The sequence below is a fragment of the Moorena sp. SIOASIH genome (assembly GCF_010671925.1).
In the GTDB taxonomy this organism is placed as follows: domain Bacteria; phylum Cyanobacteriota; class Cyanobacteriia; order Cyanobacteriales; family Coleofasciculaceae; genus Moorena.
In genome coordinates this window covers 1,148,875-1,165,592 of the sequence record NZ_JAAHIH010000002.1, presented here as the reverse complement: position 1 = coordinate 1,165,592, position 16,718 = coordinate 1,148,875, and the positions used below count along the sequence as shown (strand labels likewise).

Annotated in this window: 18 protein-coding genes; 7 read left to right on the top strand and 11 right to left on the bottom strand. The window is 42.9% G+C overall.

What is annotated here, in order from left to right; translation table 11 throughout:
• Positions 1 to 22: 22 nt before the first annotated feature.
• On the top strand, positions 23 to 646 hold the full coding sequence (locus F6J90_RS12645) for an IS607 family transposase (protein WP_293094861.1): 624 nt from the start codon (positions 23 to 25) through the stop codon (positions 644 to 646).
• A gap of 131 nt (positions 647 to 777) precedes the next feature.
• On the opposite strand, the gene F6J90_RS12640 is transcribed toward F6J90_RS12645, so the two are convergent.
• Complete coding sequence (locus F6J90_RS12640; protein WP_293093597.1) at positions 778 to 2,094, bottom strand: D-arabinono-1,4-lactone oxidase; 1,317 nt, start codon at positions 2,092 to 2,094, stop codon at positions 778 to 780.
• Positions 2,095 to 2,459: 365 nt separating this feature from the next.
• On the bottom strand, positions 2,460 to 3,830 hold the full coding sequence (locus F6J90_RS12635) for a transposase (protein WP_293093595.1): 1,371 nt from the start codon (positions 3,828 to 3,830) through the stop codon (positions 2,460 to 2,462).
• Between the two features lie 187 nt (positions 3,831 to 4,017).
• Between F6J90_RS12635 and tnpA the strand changes: the two genes are divergently transcribed.
• Positions 4,018 to 4,419 carry an IS200/IS605 family transposase gene (tnpA, locus tag F6J90_RS12630; RefSeq protein WP_293094858.1) on the top strand — a complete coding sequence of 134 codons (402 nt, stop codon included), beginning with the start codon at positions 4,018 to 4,020 and terminating at the stop codon, positions 4,417 to 4,419.
• Between the two features lie 67 nt (positions 4,420 to 4,486).
• Here tnpA and F6J90_RS12625 read toward each other — a convergent pair whose 3' ends face one another.
• From F6J90_RS12625 to F6J90_RS12595, 7 genes are all read right to left on the bottom strand, one after another.
• Entirely contained in the window at positions 4,487 to 5,188 is a 702-nt protein-coding gene (locus tag F6J90_RS12625; protein WP_293093592.1) for a PaeR7I family type II restriction endonuclease, read from the bottom strand.
• A 95-nt stretch (positions 5,189 to 5,283) separates the two neighbouring features.
• Positions 5,284 to 5,409: a hypothetical protein gene (locus F6J90_RS12620; protein WP_293093590.1), complete on the bottom strand. Its 126-nt coding sequence runs from the start codon at positions 5,407 to 5,409 to the stop codon at positions 5,284 to 5,286.
• 37 nt (positions 5,410 to 5,446) lie between these two features.
• A complete protein-coding gene (locus tag F6J90_RS12615; RefSeq protein ID WP_293093587.1) occupies positions 5,447 to 7,147 on the bottom strand; it encodes a TaqI-like C-terminal specificity domain-containing protein in 1,701 nt (566 codons plus the stop codon).
• Positions 7,148 to 7,174: 27 nt separating this feature from the next.
• Positions 7,175 to 8,506, bottom strand: a complete 1,332-nt coding sequence (locus F6J90_RS12610) for a tetratricopeptide repeat protein (protein WP_293093584.1) — start codon at positions 8,504 to 8,506, stop codon at positions 7,175 to 7,177.
• 330 nt (positions 8,507 to 8,836) lie between these two features.
• Positions 8,837 to 10,096, bottom strand: coding sequence for an AAA family ATPase (locus tag F6J90_RS12605; RefSeq protein WP_293093581.1), 1,260 nt, complete (start codon positions 10,094 to 10,096; stop codon positions 8,837 to 8,839).
• 2 nt (positions 10,097 to 10,098) lie between these two features.
• Positions 10,099 to 12,192, bottom strand: a complete 2,094-nt coding sequence (locus F6J90_RS12600) for a tetratricopeptide repeat protein (RefSeq protein WP_293093578.1) — start codon at positions 12,190 to 12,192, stop codon at positions 10,099 to 10,101.
• 867 nt (positions 12,193 to 13,059) lie between these two features.
• Positions 13,060 to 13,293, bottom strand: coding sequence for a hypothetical protein (locus F6J90_RS12595; RefSeq protein WP_293093575.1), 234 nt, complete (start codon positions 13,291 to 13,293; stop codon positions 13,060 to 13,062).
• Positions 13,294 to 13,681: 388 nt separating this feature from the next.
• On the opposite strand from F6J90_RS12595, the gene F6J90_RS12590 reads away from it, so the two are divergent.
• The 3 genes from F6J90_RS12590 to F6J90_RS12580 all read left to right on the top strand — a co-directional run bounded on the left by F6J90_RS12590 (position 13,682) and on the right by F6J90_RS12580 (position 15,328).
• Positions 13,682 to 13,849: a hypothetical protein gene (locus tag F6J90_RS12590; protein ID WP_293093572.1), complete on the top strand. Its 168-nt coding sequence runs from the start codon at positions 13,682 to 13,684 to the stop codon at positions 13,847 to 13,849.
• Positions 13,850 to 13,950: 101 nt separating this feature from the next.
• Positions 13,951 to 14,220 (top strand): hypothetical protein, encoded by a 270-nt coding sequence (locus F6J90_RS12585; RefSeq protein WP_293093569.1) that lies wholly within the window; start codon positions 13,951 to 13,953, stop codon positions 14,218 to 14,220.
• A 13-nt stretch (positions 14,221 to 14,233) separates the two neighbouring features.
• The gene (locus F6J90_RS12580) at positions 14,234 to 15,328 is read left to right on the top strand and encodes an SdrD B-like domain-containing protein (protein WP_293094855.1); all 1,095 of its coding nucleotides are present in this window, start codon (positions 14,234 to 14,236) and stop codon (positions 15,326 to 15,328) included.
• On the opposite strand, the gene F6J90_RS12575 is transcribed toward F6J90_RS12580, so the two are convergent.
• A complete protein-coding gene (locus F6J90_RS12575) occupies positions 15,300 to 15,524 on the bottom strand; it encodes a hypothetical protein (protein ID WP_293093566.1) in 225 nt (74 codons plus the stop codon). The genes F6J90_RS12580 and F6J90_RS12575 overlap by 29 nt on opposite strands.
• On the opposite strand from F6J90_RS12575, the gene F6J90_RS12570 reads away from it, so the two are divergent.
• Positions 15,517 to 15,678 carry a hypothetical protein gene (locus F6J90_RS12570; protein ID WP_293093563.1) on the top strand — a complete coding sequence of 54 codons (162 nt, stop codon included), beginning with the start codon at positions 15,517 to 15,519 and terminating at the stop codon, positions 15,676 to 15,678. The two genes, F6J90_RS12575 and F6J90_RS12570, sit on opposite strands and share 8 nt — an antisense overlap.
• A gap of 40 nt (positions 15,679 to 15,718) precedes the next feature.
• On the top strand, positions 15,719 to 16,471 hold the full coding sequence (locus F6J90_RS12565; protein ID WP_293093561.1) for a prolipoprotein diacylglyceryl transferase family protein: 753 nt from the start codon (positions 15,719 to 15,721) through the stop codon (positions 16,469 to 16,471).
• Here F6J90_RS12565 and F6J90_RS12560 read toward each other — a convergent pair.
• On the bottom strand, positions 16,461 to 16,592 hold the full coding sequence (locus tag F6J90_RS12560; RefSeq protein ID WP_293093558.1) for a hypothetical protein: 132 nt from the start codon (positions 16,590 to 16,592) through the stop codon (positions 16,461 to 16,463). The genes F6J90_RS12565 and F6J90_RS12560 overlap by 11 nt on opposite strands.
• Positions 16,593 to 16,718 lie beyond the last annotated feature (126 nt).

The window sequence follows — 16,718 nt, the reverse complement described above, 5'->3', positions numbered from 1 at the left end:
TGATATGGAAAGTCATTCTGAGATGACATTAAGCATTGGGGAGGCAGCTAAACAGCTAGGAGTCTCTACCAAAACCCTAAGACGGTGGGCTGATGCGGGAAAAATCAGATATCAACGTTCACCTACTGGACAACGACGATTTTATCTTAAAGATATCAAACATATAACACCAAGAAATCCTCAGCCATTGACCGACAGATTGACCATTAATTATGCCAGGGTTTCAAGTGATGAGCGACAAAAAGACCTGAGGAGTCAAATTCAATTATTAGAAAATTTTAGCGCTGCTAATGGTTGGCAATATGAGACTATTTCTGATTTCGGGGGTGGTTTAAATTATCACAAACAAGGATTGAACAAATTACTCAAAAAAATTATGACAGGGGATGTGGAACGATTGGTGATTACTCACAAGGATAGATTGCTGAGATTTGGATCAGAATTAATCTTTACCATTTGTGAAGAGTTTGGCACAGAAGTCGTTATCATTAATAAATCCCCAGAGGGAGTCAGCTTTGAAGACGAATTAACCCAAGACATGATGGAATTGATCACAGTCTTTTCCGCCCGTCTCTATGGCGCTAGGAGCGAAAAAAATAAAAAATTACTTGATGGAATGACTCAAGTGGTCAAGGCATTAGAGTAAGGAGTAGGTGGAGAGGGGGTAGGGTGGGGAGATTGGGGAGATTTTTATTAAGGGTAATTATCCCGAGATGATATTAGAGAATATGGAAGAAACCCCGACTGTGAAACCAACTCCCAACCGATTTGAGCCAATCATACATCAAAAGGGAAGAGGCGGTCGAGGAAGGGGTTAGAAAAAAGTCGATCAGGATCAAATTCTTTCATAAGTAGAGCGAAGTCATCCCAACGTGGGTATTGTGAGCGCAGATATTCCCGATTGGAATAAAAGTGCTTGCCCCAGTTGGGACGCCCACCATACTCTAATAATATCTTTTCGGCTTCCCGGTGATAGTTTTCAATCACCTTAAAATCTGACCCTGATAAGTTAAGGCTAATATATACCGATTCTCTTTGATACAGTGGGCTTAACCAATGCTCTTCGGAACTAGCAAATCGAACTGATATGGGTAGGTTTATCCTAAATCCATGGTTTTCTATCATCTGGTGAATTTGCTCCAGAGCTTTGATTGTAGCTGACCTTGGTATGGCATACTCCAACTCTGAATATGTGAAATTAATATTCTCAAAAGCGAGGATTTTAAAGCTCTTATCCCAACGGTTTAATCCCCGTAGATTAGTCAGAAAAGCTACTCTAAAGATTAGAGGAATTATAGCAGGAAAATTTCTGGTAATCCAGTCACCGATTCCATTGCCGGATCTAGATATAGTTCTAGATAGGTCGTCTAGGAATTGTCTCCAGAATGGCATGGGAGTAACGGGCTCATCCATTTTATTAAACTTAAACCAATAGGAGCGTGAGGTGTGGGGAAATTCAAAGAATTGGAAATGGTCGTTTTCTTTAACTAATGTGTCTATTTCTTTTCTGAGAAGGTCGGTCAACATCGGTTGTTGAATATCTCGCAAGAAGAATGTAGGAACACAACGAAGGGTTAATCTAGTAATAATACCAAGGGCACCCAAGTTGACACATACTCCATAAAATGTTGGATTATCTTGTTGGTAGCGGACAACTTCCCCGGATGCTTTCATTAGCTCCAGCTCGACCACTGCACTGGCCAGTGAGCCGTTTTTGTCTCCTGTTCCATGGGTAGCCATTGCTATGGCACCAGAAATAGTCTGCTTTGTGATTGCTCCCAGATTTTGCAAGGCCATGCCGTGTTGGTCGAGGTATTGATTCAAGCTGTTTAGTGTTATTCCTGGCTCGACAGTAACGGTCCCCCGTTCTCGATCTAGCTCGATCACCCGGTTTAGTCGCTTCAAGGATACAAGAACACCATCCGTGCATGCAGCTTCTGACCATGAGTGCCCCGAACCAACCACCTTAACTTTCATCCTTTCGGTTCGAGCCATGGCAAGAACTTTCCTGAGATCTTCGTTAGAAGACGGCTCGACAATACTTTTGGGGTTGCAAGAAACATTACCCCTCCAATTTGACCACGCAGGTGACATATTAATTTATGAAAAATCTTGTAATGCTTATTCTATATTTTAGCATACAATAGATAAGGTATCAGTTATCAGAGATCAGCTTTCAGCTTTCAGCTTTCAGCGATCAGTTATCAGCGATCAGCTATCAGCTTATCGTAACAGCGTCGAAGCCTGTGCCACGCTATAGAAGCCTGTGCCACGCAAGCTACTTCAGGTGCTTTTGAATAAAACAGGTAACCATTTTTTTATATGAGTTACGTTTGCATTAGGCATTAAGCATTAGGCTGACCACTGACGGCTGACCACTGACGGCTGACCACTGACAGCTGACGGCTGAGCGCTGACGGCTGAATGCTTACATTTAACTATTATTAGCTCTGGCTGCTTCAGCAGCAATATGCCCAGCAAATGTAGTATTGACACTCCCCGGTCATTAGACGCGGGGATTCTGCGGACAGGTTAAACTGAGGTAGCTCCCACAGCCTAATCCTCGCTACGGTAGTCAAAGACCGTCTACCCAGTCGGCTAAGATCAAGTCCTAGCTTTCTGGCTACTTTGCGCATAATATTTGCGCTGCCATTTAAATCGGCATTAACAATTGATCTATTCGCAGATAGGTATTGTCCACGCTTAACTCGTCTTCCTGACGCTTTCCACCCAGTCGGTTTTTGGCCGAACTTAGGCAGGGAGTCACCGTCAAGATAGCTAGCTTTACTGGTATAGGCTTCTTCTGTTATTTCTAATCGAATGCCATGTAGATCGCATAACTGAGAAAGTCTGTCTTTGAGTTTACCTAAGGGAATTTGGACAAATTCTTGATTGTTTAACCTTCCCATATTGGAATTCTGTTTAAAGCCCTCATTCCAACCTAAAACAAGAGTATTGATTTTGTGTTTTAAGCAGTGATTTATTATCAGCCGAGCAGCTTTATTTATTCCGTCTCTTATCCTGTGATTACGCTTCCGAGTAACTCGGTCAAGCCATTTATCCCAGTACCCTTGCGGTTTGCCTTCTTTTCTTGTCGCAACCTGCTTGTTCCAATACTGATTAAACGACTTCATTGCGCGAGAGTCAATCAAGAAAGAATTACCTAATGTATCAACACAGGCAGCTAGATTACTAGAAGTCCCAAGGTCTATACTCAGAGCTTCATTCCCTACTTGTTCCTGAGGCTTTTGTTCCGGAATTTCGTACGACACTTCCAAGTATAAGGCTCCGTTCTTTGGTAGTATAGTCCACTCTTTGATTTTCCTCCCTTCTAGATTGGTAGGAAAGGGAAGGGAGAAACTCTTAACTCCAAACCAACGCCTCACGGTCAATCCCAAAGAGAAATGTAACTGACCTTCTTTGATTCTTGGTCTTTGTCCTCCTGAGTTAGGATAGGCCACCTTAAACAACTTCGACCCTTTTAAATATTTTGGAGGTCTAGGCTTGTCCGTTATTTGTCCTTCAAACCAGCATTTTCTCAGTTTTTTGTAAGACTTAAACGACTCAGCTACACTTAGTAAGGTTTGTTGAGCTGGAGTAGACGGGAGTGATTTTGCTATTATTGACTTTCCTATACTTTTCTCGTAAACAAGGTCAAATTTACCGGTCAATATTTTTCCTGTCTTGAAAAGCATTTGACGAGCAAAATAAACCCCCATGTTGTAGAGTTTACCTGACTGTTCGCACAGATAAGTCAAGATAGCTTCAGTCTCTTTGTCTGGGTGTAACAGGATTTGCTGCACTCCCATCTGCTTCTTGGTTTTAGCCATTATCGACCTTTCTTGGCTTATCGTTGCCTCTATTATAGACTACATTAGAAACGACAGCAAGTCCGGTCAGAAGTTACCGCAAAAACAAGGCAGCCTTTATGGTTGATCGATCTTACGTAAAGGGTTAAAACTTTCTGATTAAGGCTGCCTTGTTTTAAGGTTTCGTCTCCGGAAGGAAAATAAATTGATAAAAACCAGTTTTGAGTATAGGCACTACAATCATGCAGTGGGACTCTGTACTGTTCACTTGGTATGGATTCCAAAGCGCAGGAAAAAGGTGTTAGTAGGAAATATCCGAGATAGAATTTACGAGATATTTGCTGAAATAGCTTTAGAGAAAGACTGGAACATCAAGGCTCTTGAAGTTGCACCAGATCATATCCACCTATTTGTCGAAATCCACCCGACAGATGCAATATATCAAGTTGTCAGAGCTTTTAAAGGCAGAAGTGCCAACTATCTAAGAAAGGAGTTTCCCGATCTAAAGAAACTCCCATCTTTGTGGACAAATAGTTATTTTTTCTCTACAGCAGGTAAAGTGAGTACTGAAACCATCCAAAAATATATTAGCGATCCTCATCACGGTTAGTTCTAGGTGGCTTTAGCCACAAGGCGAGCATTCCTCCCCGGTCTTTAGACGCGGGGTTTCCTGCTACCTAGATTTTTATGAAAGTTTTGAGGTTTGTCATCTCGGACAGGTGACTATAGTCACCTGTACTGATAGCTGAACGTGGAGAAATTAGCAATGTGGCTGTGGTATAGAGTTGCTCGTGAATCAGCTTTCGACAAAGGATGTTATAACGGTCTGCATAAGAAGCTCCATTGAACTCCTGAAAAACGGTAAAATGTGGGGCACTATCACGAACGGGAGAGCGAGATTCATCACAGTCTTCAAGTAGTATCAGCCAACCGACAAATGGTGGAGGATTTTCTCCAAAGGCTCCTTCACGATAGGCAGTCCATAAATCAACAGCCGTACCGATAGCTTCTTCTGTTCGATTATTAAAATTGTTGCCAAAAGAAGGTCCGACCTGGCTCTTGAGTTCAATGGCTGCAATCAGTCGTCCGTGATTTATGATTAGCAAATCCCATAATTTTGTAGGACGAAAGTACCCTGGTAATGTAAGCACCCGTTTTTTTAAGCAAATATTGGCTGATCCAAGACCATTCAAAGTGACAATATCTGCCATGATGGTTAAGAAAGCATCCATATTCTTTCCAGTAGTGACACCAGCCCGTTCTCCCTGATCGGGGTTACCACTCTCAATTTGTTTTTGGCGAGCTGCTTCTCGATTTCCCCAAAATAGCTGGATAGCTTTTCTGGCTTTAACTTCATAGTTACCTAGATCGATACTCATTGCTTATTTATATCATGTCGGGATAATAGACCTCTTGCATAAGTCTCATAAACCGTGGGTGTTGACAAGGCAAAAGGAATCCCCCCTAACCCCCCTTAGTAAGGGGGGCAGGCAAAAGGCAAAAGGCGAGGTCTAATTACCCTTAATAAAAATCTTCCCCATCTTGCCATCTCCCCATCTCCCCATCTCCCCACCCTCCCTACACTTCCCACCCTCCCCACCCTCTCCTTAATTATGGGTATTCAACCAGACTTGATATTAGATCTGGTTATCTCTAATCACAGCTCGCTCCTGTGGTGTCAATCCATAAATTTCAGACACTGCATAGTTTCCAAGGTTAAAATCTCCTGTGTTTGCTGCTTCTATTAGCATTCTTCGAACATTCTCTGAAACACTTTGCCACTGAGGAAGTCTGATTCGCCGTAAGTATTGTGCTTGAAAGCGAAGATACCCTCCCCTGAGCTGAGTTGAATAAATAGATACAAATAGTTTAGCTATACCTGATTTGAGAACTGTTTGAAGGGCTTTTAAATCCCACTCTTGTGAAGTAATGAAATAAAGGTTATGATGGGGGTATAATTTTCCATCTTCATAGACGATATGTGCCTTAGATTTAATATCAGGAATTAGCAGTTTAGGAGAAACGGTCAGGCTGGGATAAATTCTATCAATTGTTCTGTACCAATTCTTGGGATTTTTCTTGGCACAGTTCCGTTTTAAAATTGTCTCGTAATGTTGGGTAAGGTAACTTGCTAGCTTGGGATAATTTTGAAGTTCAACTAAAGAACCATTGTCGTGAAATGGGTTTACAACACCAAGGCCACCCCACTTTATAATACCAGTTTTAATATCTTTTGTCTTGACTAAAGGCAATTTTCTATCGGGTTCAACGTCCAGTTTTTCAAAGGGTCTAATGTAAACTTTATCTGCTCCGGTCGCTACACCAATGCCTACCTTACAACCAACCTCTTCTAAACTAGGAAAGTCTTCTTCTAGGCGACGAACCACCATAAGTTCTTCAACAGAATCTAGAATCCATGGTTTTGAACCATTTGTGACACCCGTAAGCTCGATGATACCACTTTCCGGAGCAATAGAGTCAGCCGAAAAATTTTGTGCTAGTTTCTTAAGTGTGTTGTATTCAACTAATGGTCGATGAGCAACTCGAACAACTTCGGACTTTTGGCACTTGATGACTGTAATGGCAGGATAAGCACTAACTTCAGTGCGAAACGCCTGAGTATCCACCATATCAATATAGTAAGCAAGATGATAATGATCAGAAACCATTGCTCGTAGTAGCTTACCGTATTTATTCTTTAGCCATTGATTGGCACAAATAAAACCTAAAACCCCTCCAGGTTCCAGACTACTTAGGGCACGTTCAATAAAAGGGACATATAGATCGGCTCGATCATATATAGTGTTATATCTGGCTCGATACTCGGCCAATAAAATATCTGGAATCAGCTCTTGCCGAACATAAGGCGGATTGCCAACTGCATGAGTAAATGAGCCTGGTAAATCTACAAGTAGGAAGTCCCCTTCAATCAGCCAGGCTGTTAGCAATTCATAGGCGTCATCTTGATTAATTCCATGGTGCTGGAGCAACCTTAAAAGTTTAATTCTGGTATTTTCAAAGCTTTGAGGATTGATCTCAACTGCACGAATAGAATTGTGGAGACTATCAACTAGTCTGACTTGATTAGAATCATGGGCACCATAAGCAGTTAACAGTCGCTCTACAATCGGAACAAGAAAGTCACCATCACCAATCGAGGGTTCAAGTATCCGATAGTCTGGCAAAGGGCGATCTACGGTATAACCTGTCAGGTCAAGAATAAACTCTACAACCTCACGTCGGGTAAAAATTGCTCCTCGTTCCTGACTACTCTTTGCTGCAAAGCTTCCGACAGCAGAGGAAAAATCAAATAATGGCAAGCTTAGTTGCTGTTCCATTGTGACCGAACCATGACTTCTGGTATTTTAATTTATAGCATTTCTTAGCTGAATCAGTAGTCTAGCAATATGACCTTGAAGGTTTTCCCAATCTTCGGGAAAGTCCTCACGGGTAAAGATTTCTGAGGCATGTTCATAGCATGCGATCGCATTTTCCAGATTCTCTGTAGTATCTCCTACTATTCTGTTGCTGTAAGCATTACCCAGGTTATATAGGGTTCTTGCCCACTCTTCGGGGAAGTCTGGTTTGGTATAAACCTCCAAAGCTAGTTGGTATTGGGCAATTGCTTTTTCGAGATTATCAGCCCGGTCTCCACGGATTCTGTCACTATAGGCTATGCCCAGGTTGTTGTGAGTACTTGCCCAATCTTCCGGGAAATCTGGTTTGGTGCGAACTTCTAATGCTAGTTGGTATAGTTCTATGGCTTCTTCGAGATTATCACCCCGGTTTCCACGGATTCTTTCACAGTAGGCATTGCCCAGGTTATAGTGAGTCATTGCCCAATCAATGGGGAAGTCTGATTTGGTGCGAACTTCTAATGCTAGTTGGAATGCTTCAATAGCAAGTTCGAGATTATCAGCCCGGTCTCCACGGATTCTTTCACAGTAAGCTATGCCCAGGTTGTTTTGAGTACTTGCCCAATCTTCCGGGAAGTCTGATTTTGTATAAACCTCCAAGGCTATTTGGTATGCATCTATGGCAATTTCGAGATTATCAGCCCGATTGCCACGGATTCTATCACTGTAGGCATTGCCCAAGTTGTTTTGAATAGCTGCCCAAATTTCCGGGTTACTCTGATTAGTAAAAACTCTTAGCATCGTTTGGTAACCAGCAATAGCGATTTCCCTGTTATTGGCTTGATTACCCAGTGGAAAATCGCTGATCAGGGTGCTGAATTCCCAGATAGTATTAGCGATTTCTTTTGCTGTTTCTGGCTCGGCTTCTGAGAGTTTAGCTCTTGCCCAGGTTTCCAGGATAGGGATAAAATTATGATCGAGTTTGTCTAGGTTTGCTTCCAGCAGTTGGTAGATTACTTCGTGGTCGCCTTTGCTGTTGTTAGTTGCTAGCAATACCTCGTCTAAAAATTGCTGATACTCTTCCGATGAAGCCTTAGCTGAAGTAAGGGTTTCTGAAATTTCCAGACCCTTTAAAAGCTTACTCCTGATACGTAGTAAAAAGTCAGCAGCATTTTGCTGACCCTTTGCTGTCAGATAGTCGGCTGATTGTGCCATTACCTGCAATAATTCGGCATCCACTAACTCAAGGTTGCTATTAATAATTTTGATTTCTTTACCCTTGGGGCAAGTTAGGAGTTGGTGGAGCAAGTTGAGGTATGCTTGTTTTCTTTCTTGGTTCATTTACTACTCCCTTCTCGGCTGCATCTCCTAAAAGCTGTTTGACTCAGCAGTGGTGCGTTACGGGCATCAGGCGTGGAACGGGCATCTTGCCCGTTTAAATTCCCGGCGGGCTGTCCCAACCTTGGCTAGGAGCCTGAAAATGAGGGTTCGCCGTTGGGTGGTACGTTACGGGGCGGACTATCCCAACCCTGGCTACGACCCGCAAAATGAGGGCAAGTCCGCCCCTGAAGCACCACTAGCACTACTTAATTCTAAATTCTTCATTCTTCATTCTTAATTCTTCATTCTTCATTCTTCATTCTTCATTCTTCATTCTAAATTCTAAATTCTTCATTCTTCTTCATCTGACTGCTCTGACGGAGGCAAAAGTATGGGATTTCCTTGATATGCTGCTGCTTTATCTGTAGGTAAACGACGCACTAAGTCAAATTGGATTAATTTATCTAAAATCGGTAAAACTTGAGTAAACTGTTGAGCTTTAAGACGCTTGAGGTCATCCATGGTTACGTTTTCATCGGATAGCACTCCTTTTTCTAAAACTAAGTCAAGGACATAGTAATCTTCAGGAGTTAATTCTGACTGACCGCGCAGTTTCTGACTGACATACTCTAAACCTTGCTGAAAGACGTCTGGTGTAATCGTTTCTGCTTGTAAATCTGCTGCTTTCAGTAATACATAATTAGCAATACGATTAAACCAACGGGGTATCCCCTGGGAATGTGCGCACAGATTTCTAGCGGTTTCTAGAGTGAAGGGATGAACCGCATCAGGATTACTTTCGTCTTTGTTGGTTTCTCTAATCCGGGCGCTAGCGAGATAGTTAATTAACATTTGATAAGTGGTGGATTGGTCTAATGCTGTAATCTCTAAGGCTAAATCAAATAACCCTCGTTCAGAGATCAACAAATCCCGAGTCAACCCGGAAGGATGCCCAGTCAAAATAAACCAAGCATCACCTTTCAGCATCCCTTGAGCATCGTGCAATAGTTGACGCACCTTAGCTGGGTCTTGTTTATCTAAATCATCGATAGCAATCACCACACGACTATACTTTTCTAGGGCTCTTTCCAATAAGTCTTGAAAGGTGAGAGTGGGAAACTTTGGGGCATTAACCGGTTTAGCTTCCGCTTCAATACTTCCCCCAACCATTGGAATTTTTACATCAAGTTTGGTCTTGGTTTTGCGAGTCGATTCACTCATCAATCCCATGTTGTTTAACAGTTGTTGCGCCCACTCATCCTCTGGCATATGTCGGGCTAGGGCAATCAAAGCAGCAGTTGCTAAATCAGTTTCAAAGGGTAGACTAATATAGGTAACGAGAGTATCTTTACTTTTTCGTTGTAAGACGCTCAAGACTTCTAAAATAAATGCTGTTTTACCAATACCAACGGAACCGTAGACTAATATCCGCTTCCGTTCGCGACCCCGCAATAAATTAAATATCTGCTTTAACTCCTGGGTGCGACCTGTGAAAACTTGATCTAGGTTTGACCCCAAGCTGGAAGCACTTTCAGAAAAAGGAATTTCTTCAAGATTCCAGCTAGTAAAAATTTCGTCGGTTTCATCCCAAAGTTGATCGGCTTCACTCATGGCTATGGCTTGGCTTTAATTTTGTTAATTACTTGGAGTAGTTGTTGAATATTATCAATTCCTTGGTTATCCTTAATTGTATGACAAATTTCATAAGCTTGGGTTAGTTCTTGTCTAGCATCGTCGATAAATCCAATAGAAATCATCAGCATGCCTAATCCCGTTTTGCAGATAGCGATTCCTGGTTGATTATTGAGATGATTGTAGATGCGGAGAGCGTCCCGGTAATTCATCCGGGCTTTGTCTAGGTTCATGATTAAATGATGGGTGCGGGCAATGTGGTATACTGAATCCGCAAGGGCTTCTAGGTTTTCGGTTTGGCGATAGATCGGGAGACTTTGCTCTAAGCGGGATAATCCATCATACCAGCTTCCTTGCTGAACCAGCAGTCTACCAATATTACGTTGAACGTCTGCCCAATGTTCGTGAAAGTCTTCACAGGTGTAGATTTCTGAGGCATTTTGATAGGATGCGATCGCTTTTTCCAGATTCTCTGCACTATTTCCGAGTATGCGCTTACTGTAGGCATTGCCCAGGTTATTTTGAGTAATTGCCCAAGCTTGGGGGAAGTCTGGTTTGGTATAAACGGACAATGCTAGTTGGTATGCTTCTATAGCACGTTCTAGATTATCAGCTTGATCTCCACCGATTCTCTTACTGTAGGCATAGCCCAGGATGATTTGAGTAATTGCCCAAGCTTGGGGGAAGTCTTCTTTGGTATAAACGGACAATGCTAGTTGGTATGCTTCTATAGCACGTTCTAGATTATCAGCTTGATCTCCACCGATTCTGTTACTGTAGGCATTGCCCAGGCTATATTGAGTGCTTGCCCAAGCTTGGGGGAAGTCTTCTTTGGTATAAACGGACAATGCTAATTGGTATGCTTCTATAGCACGTTCGAGATTATCAGCTTTATCTCCACGGATTCTCTCACTGTAGGCATAGCCCAGGTTGTGTTGAGTGCTTGCCCAATGTTCGGGGAAGTCTGGTTTGGTATAAACGGACAATGCTAATTGGTATGCTTCTATAGCAAGTTCAAGATTATCAGCTTGATCTCCACCGATTCTGTCACTGTAGGCAATGCCCAGGTTATATTGAATCCTTGCCCAATCTTGGGGAAAGTCTGGTTTAGTATGAACGGATAAAGCTAGTTGGTATGCTTCTATAGCAAGTTCAAGATTATCAGCTTTATCTCCACGGATTCTGTCACTGTAGGCAATGCCCAGGTTATATTGAATCCTTGCCCAATGTTCGGGGAAGTCTGGTTTGGTATAAACTGACAACGCTAGTTGGTATGCTGCAATAGCAAGTTCAAGATTATCAGCTTGATCTCCACCGATTCTGTTACTGTAGGCATAGCCCAGGTTATATTGAGTCCTTGCCCAATCTTCGGGGAAGTCTGGTTTGGTATAAACGGACAATGCTAGTTGGTATGCTTCTATAGCAAGTTCAAGATTATCAGCTTGATCTCCACGGATTCTGTTACTGTAGGCAATGCCCAGGTTATTTTGAATCGTTGCCCAATTTTGCGGGTTACTCTCACGGGAAAAAACTGTTAGTATCGTTTCGTAACCAGCAATAGCAATTTCCATGTTATTGGCTTTATTGCCCAGAGTAAACTGCTTGATCAGGATGCTGAATTGCCCAATAACTCTAGCAATGTCTTCTCCTTTTTCTGGTTCCAATTCTGAGAGTTTAGCACTTGCCCAGGTTTGCAGGATATCGATAAATTTATCATCGAGTTTGTCTAGGTTTGCTTCCAGGAGTGGGTAGACAACTTTGGGGTCGCCTTTGCTTTTGTGAGTTGCTAGCAATACCTTGATCAAGAATTCCAGATAGTTTTGGGATGAAGGATTAGCAAAGGTAGGGGATTCTAAAATTATCTCTAAAAGCTGATTCCTGATACTGCCTAAAAATTCAGCAGCGTTTTGGTCGCCATCGGCTGCTAGTTCTTCTGCTACTGCTGCCATTAGATCCAATAACTCTGCATCCACTAACTCGCGGTTGCTCTCAAGAATTTGAACTTCTTCACCGCTGGGACAAGTTAGCAGTTGCTGGATCAAGTTGAGGTATGCTTGTATTCTTTGTTCGTCCATTTTTACTTATTCAGCTATCAGCTGTCAGCTGTCAGTGGTCAGCTATCAGCTGTCCGTTTGACCTGGTGGTGCGTTACGGGACGGACTGTCCCAATACTGGCTACCGATAAAATGAGGCCGAGCCCGTCTTATCACGCACCCTACGCCTACTCTTTTCCCCCCTTTTTTTAAGAGGGGTTAGGGGGGATCAAAACGGGTGCATCTCATTTTTGCAGTTTGACCTGGTGGTGCGTTACGGGACGGACTCTTCCAAGACTGACTACCGATAAAATCAGGCCGAGCCCGTCTTATCACGCACCCTACGCCACTCTTTTCCCCCCTTTTTTTAAGGGGGGTTAGGGGGGATCAAAACGGGTGCATCTCATTTTTGCAGTTTGACCTGGTGGTGCGTTACGGGACGGATTCTTCCAATACTGGCTACCGATAAAATCAGGCCGAGCCCGTCTTATCACGCACCCTACGCCTACTCTTTTCCCCCCTTTTTTTAAGGGGGGTTAGGGGGGATCACAACTCCCCTTAATAACTTCTATAAGTATAACAATCAATAAAAAAATTCGGTCAAGCTCAGATAAACTCTGATACTTGACCGATTTATATTGTGTAAACTTCAACAAGGACAGCTAAGCTGCACGTAAACCATATAACTCCTGACTGATTAATTGTACATTATTCCCGAGTTAGTCAGCAACTGCTGGAAAGCAACAACATACTAACTCATGCTTCATCCTGATTTATACCCCTCCCAAAAAAAACTTTCATTCTTCATTCTTCATTCTTCATTCTTCATTCTTCATTCTTCATTCTTCATTCTTCATTCTTCATTCTTCATTCCTGGTCGCCAGGGCGACGCCCTGGCAAATTACTATCCTAATCTACGTAAAAATATCGAATCAAAGTCACCATAACCTCACCAGGATTTCCGGTAGGTTCGGGAGTGCTCCACTCGTCAGGATAAGCGTATTTAAGAGAATAGATGGCAAGAATTGTTTTCCGAACTTGTTCAGGAGAACCGACCAAGATGTGCTTGGCTTTCTTAGGTTTGCGACCTTGGTTTTCAGGGTTTTGATTTTCATCAGGGTTTGAGGGAAAGTTTGTACTCATTAATCGTTATTGGTTTAAAGTGCTTACATTATTAAGATATTAATTTATTAATCTTTTGTCAAGGGGTTTAGGAATTTTTTTTTATTACCAAATTGCGAAGATTAATCGTAATTAAATTATTGAGATTAATCGTAGGGTGGGCAGTGGACGAGACCAATAAAATCCGATGGTAATCCCTTAAAGCACTGCCCACGGACAGTAAATTAATTAGTAAAAATTAGTTAATTATCTAGATTTTTACTAAAATTAATCTTCTGGTGGACAGTGCTCTATCCGATTTTTAACTATTACTATCCCTTGAAAAACCACTGCCCACCCTACAGGTATATCTGGCACTGCCCAGCAACAGGAAATAAATTAGTAAAAAAAGTAATACAAATAATCTTCTGTGATTAATCGTAGGGTGGGCAGTGCTCTATCCGATTTTCAACTATTACTATCCCTTGAAACAGCACTGCCCACCCTACATCACTACTATTACTATCCCTTGAGAAAGCACTGCCCACCCTACATCACTACTCCCTACTCCCTACTCCCTACTCCCTTGTTCTTGTAACGTTTTGCAACTATCGCCAAAATGGCGGGACAGATTGAGCCTACTGTCTCATTTTTTAGATAGGTCTGGGATTAGCAATATCTAGGGTAGGTACACAGGTTATGGATTTTAGGGAATCGGGAATCGGGAATCGGGAATCGGTAACAGGGATAAAATCCTGTGTACCTTATTGCTATCCAAAACCCTATATTGTTTCTTTTGCCTTTTGCCTTTTGCCTCTTGCCTTTTGCCTTTTGCCTTTTGCCTCTTGCCTTTTGCCTCTTGCCTTTTGCCTCTTGCCTCTTGCCTTTTGCCTCTTGCCTTTTGCCTCTTGCCTTTTGCCTCTTCCCTACTCCCTACTCCCTACTCCCTATACACACACATTTCATTAATAGGAAAGTAACCATGATAGTAATCAACGATAGCGACAATTCCAATTCACAACCAGTAATACCAGAACCAAACCCGAATGACCCTACTGGTTCTATTGGCGATTATGTTTGGTTAGACAGCAACAGAGATGGTCTCCAAAATGAGCCTCCTGAAAATGGTGTGAATGGGGTTACTGTTAATCTCTTCGACATCAACGGTAACTTAATCCAAACTACTACTACCAATGACGATAATAATGAGAATCCTGGGTTCTATCTGTTTGAGAATATCCCGGATGACCTTTCTACTCGTTATACCCTGGAATTTGTTGCGCCCCAAGGGTTTACCTTTACTACCCAAAATAACGACCCACGGCTGTTCATTGATAGCGATAGTCCGATAGATAGTGATGTTGATCCCAATACCGGTCGTGTCACTATCGGTCCGATCACCCGATTTTTACCGGAAGGGATTGACCAATTGGTGTGGGATGCTGGTCTGGTGCCAGTTAAATCAGGGACAACTGGTACCCCAGGGGATGACAAACTGATTGGTACTCGTGGTAATGACCACATTAGTGGTGGAAAAGGTAACGATACGATTGCCGGTGGTCGTGGTAATGATACCCTCTCCGGGGATGGAGGCAAGGATGTAATTAAAGGGGGTGCTGGTAAGGATGTGCTTGATGGTGGCACTGGTCGTGACATCATTACCGGTGGTCGTGGTAATGACACGATTAATGGTGGTGGTGGTAAGGATCGGTTAGTGGGTGGTCGTGGTAATGATCACATCACCGGTGGTGGTGGTGATGACAGGATTAATGGTGGTCGTGGTAGTGATACGTTAGTTGGTGGTGCTGGTCATGATGACTTTTTGTTTACTAAGGGCAGTAGCTTCCGCCACGGTGATGTGGATGTGATCGAAGACTTTGAAGTTGGTGCAGATCTGATTAAATTGAAGGGCTTTGGTGCCATTGATCCTCAAAAGTGGTTTAACAGAGCAGTAGCGTCTGGTATCCTATCTGATAGTGACAAGGGTGTTGTGCTTTCTCCTAAAACTGGTGGAACCCTTGTGATTGAGGATGTGGAGCTAGATCAACTCAGTGGTGACAATTTTCATTTGGTTTAGAATAGACTTCTTGCAGAGGGAATAGGGAACAGGGAACAGGGAACAGGGAACAGGGAATAGGGAACAGGGAACAGGGAACAGGGAACAGGGGAGAATAGTGGAACAGGCATCTTGCCTGTTGTGGCATGGCTATCTTGCCTGTGATGGGATGGGTATATTGGTAGAATAGGCATCTTGCCTGTGGTGCCATGGCCATCTTGGTAGAACAGGCATCTTGCCTGTGGTGCCATGGGCATCTTGGTGGAACAGGCATCTTGCCTGTTGTGGAAAGCGCACCTTTACAAAAGTCAGATCCACCTGTTCCCGATTCCCGATTCCCGATTCCCGATTCCCGATTCCCTGTTCCCTAAAACCAAATAATCTGTACCTCACCCAATTGAAAAGTGCTGTATGGAATTTCCAGTTTATTTAGGGATTGGTTCTTGGCGAATTCATCCCCATTTTTTGTTTGAGTCTTTAGGGTATGCGATCGCATTTCGGTTACTGCTATTGAAGTCTCGCCAGGACACGATTGCTCCAACTCAACGCAGCTCTGTGATTGTGGGGGGCATGGTGGGTGCTTTACTGGGAGCTAAAGGATTAGTATTGCTACAGCATTGTTATCTGGCTTGGGAGAATTGGCAACAATTTCTGTTACTGCTACTTCAGGGAAAAACTGTAGTGGGTGGGTTGCTGGGGGGCTTGATTGGGGTTGAACTGACTAAAAAAATAATCGGTCTTAAGCGCTCAACGGGGGATGTTTTTGTCTATCCCCTAATTGTGGGAACAGCAATCGGACGGATTGGTTGTTTCCTGACGGGATTAAGCGATCGCACTTACGGGATTGCGACCACATTGCCTTGGGGAGTGGATTTCGGTGATGGAATTTATCGACATCCTACCCAACTCTATGAAATTATTTTTTTGCTAGCATTGATAGTCTTTTTAAAGATTTGTACTCCCTATCAACGGCAAGAAGGAGATTTATTTAAGTGTTACATGGTCGCTTATTTAGGATTTCGCTTGTTGATGGATTTTCTTAAGCCTGACTTTCATCTCATCTTCGGGCTAAGTGCTATTCAAATCGCTTGTTTACTTGGTCTTTTTTACTATAGCAGGTCTCAATTGGGTAAGCTAGTTTCGTCCTTGGGTTTTAGGGAGTAGGGAGTAGGGAGTAGGGAGTAGGGAATAGGGAGAAGAGTGTGGGAAGTGTGGGGAGTGTGGGAAGTGTGGGGAGATGGGGAGATGGGGAGATGGGGAGATTTTGATTAATGGTAATTATCATCGACATCATATGACCCAAACAGTATGATAACAAGATAGCGGTTATTATATTAATTTTTTACCCTTTTCTATCTTCCCGATTCCCGATTCCCGATTCCCGATTCCCGATTCCCGATTCTCTGAAAAC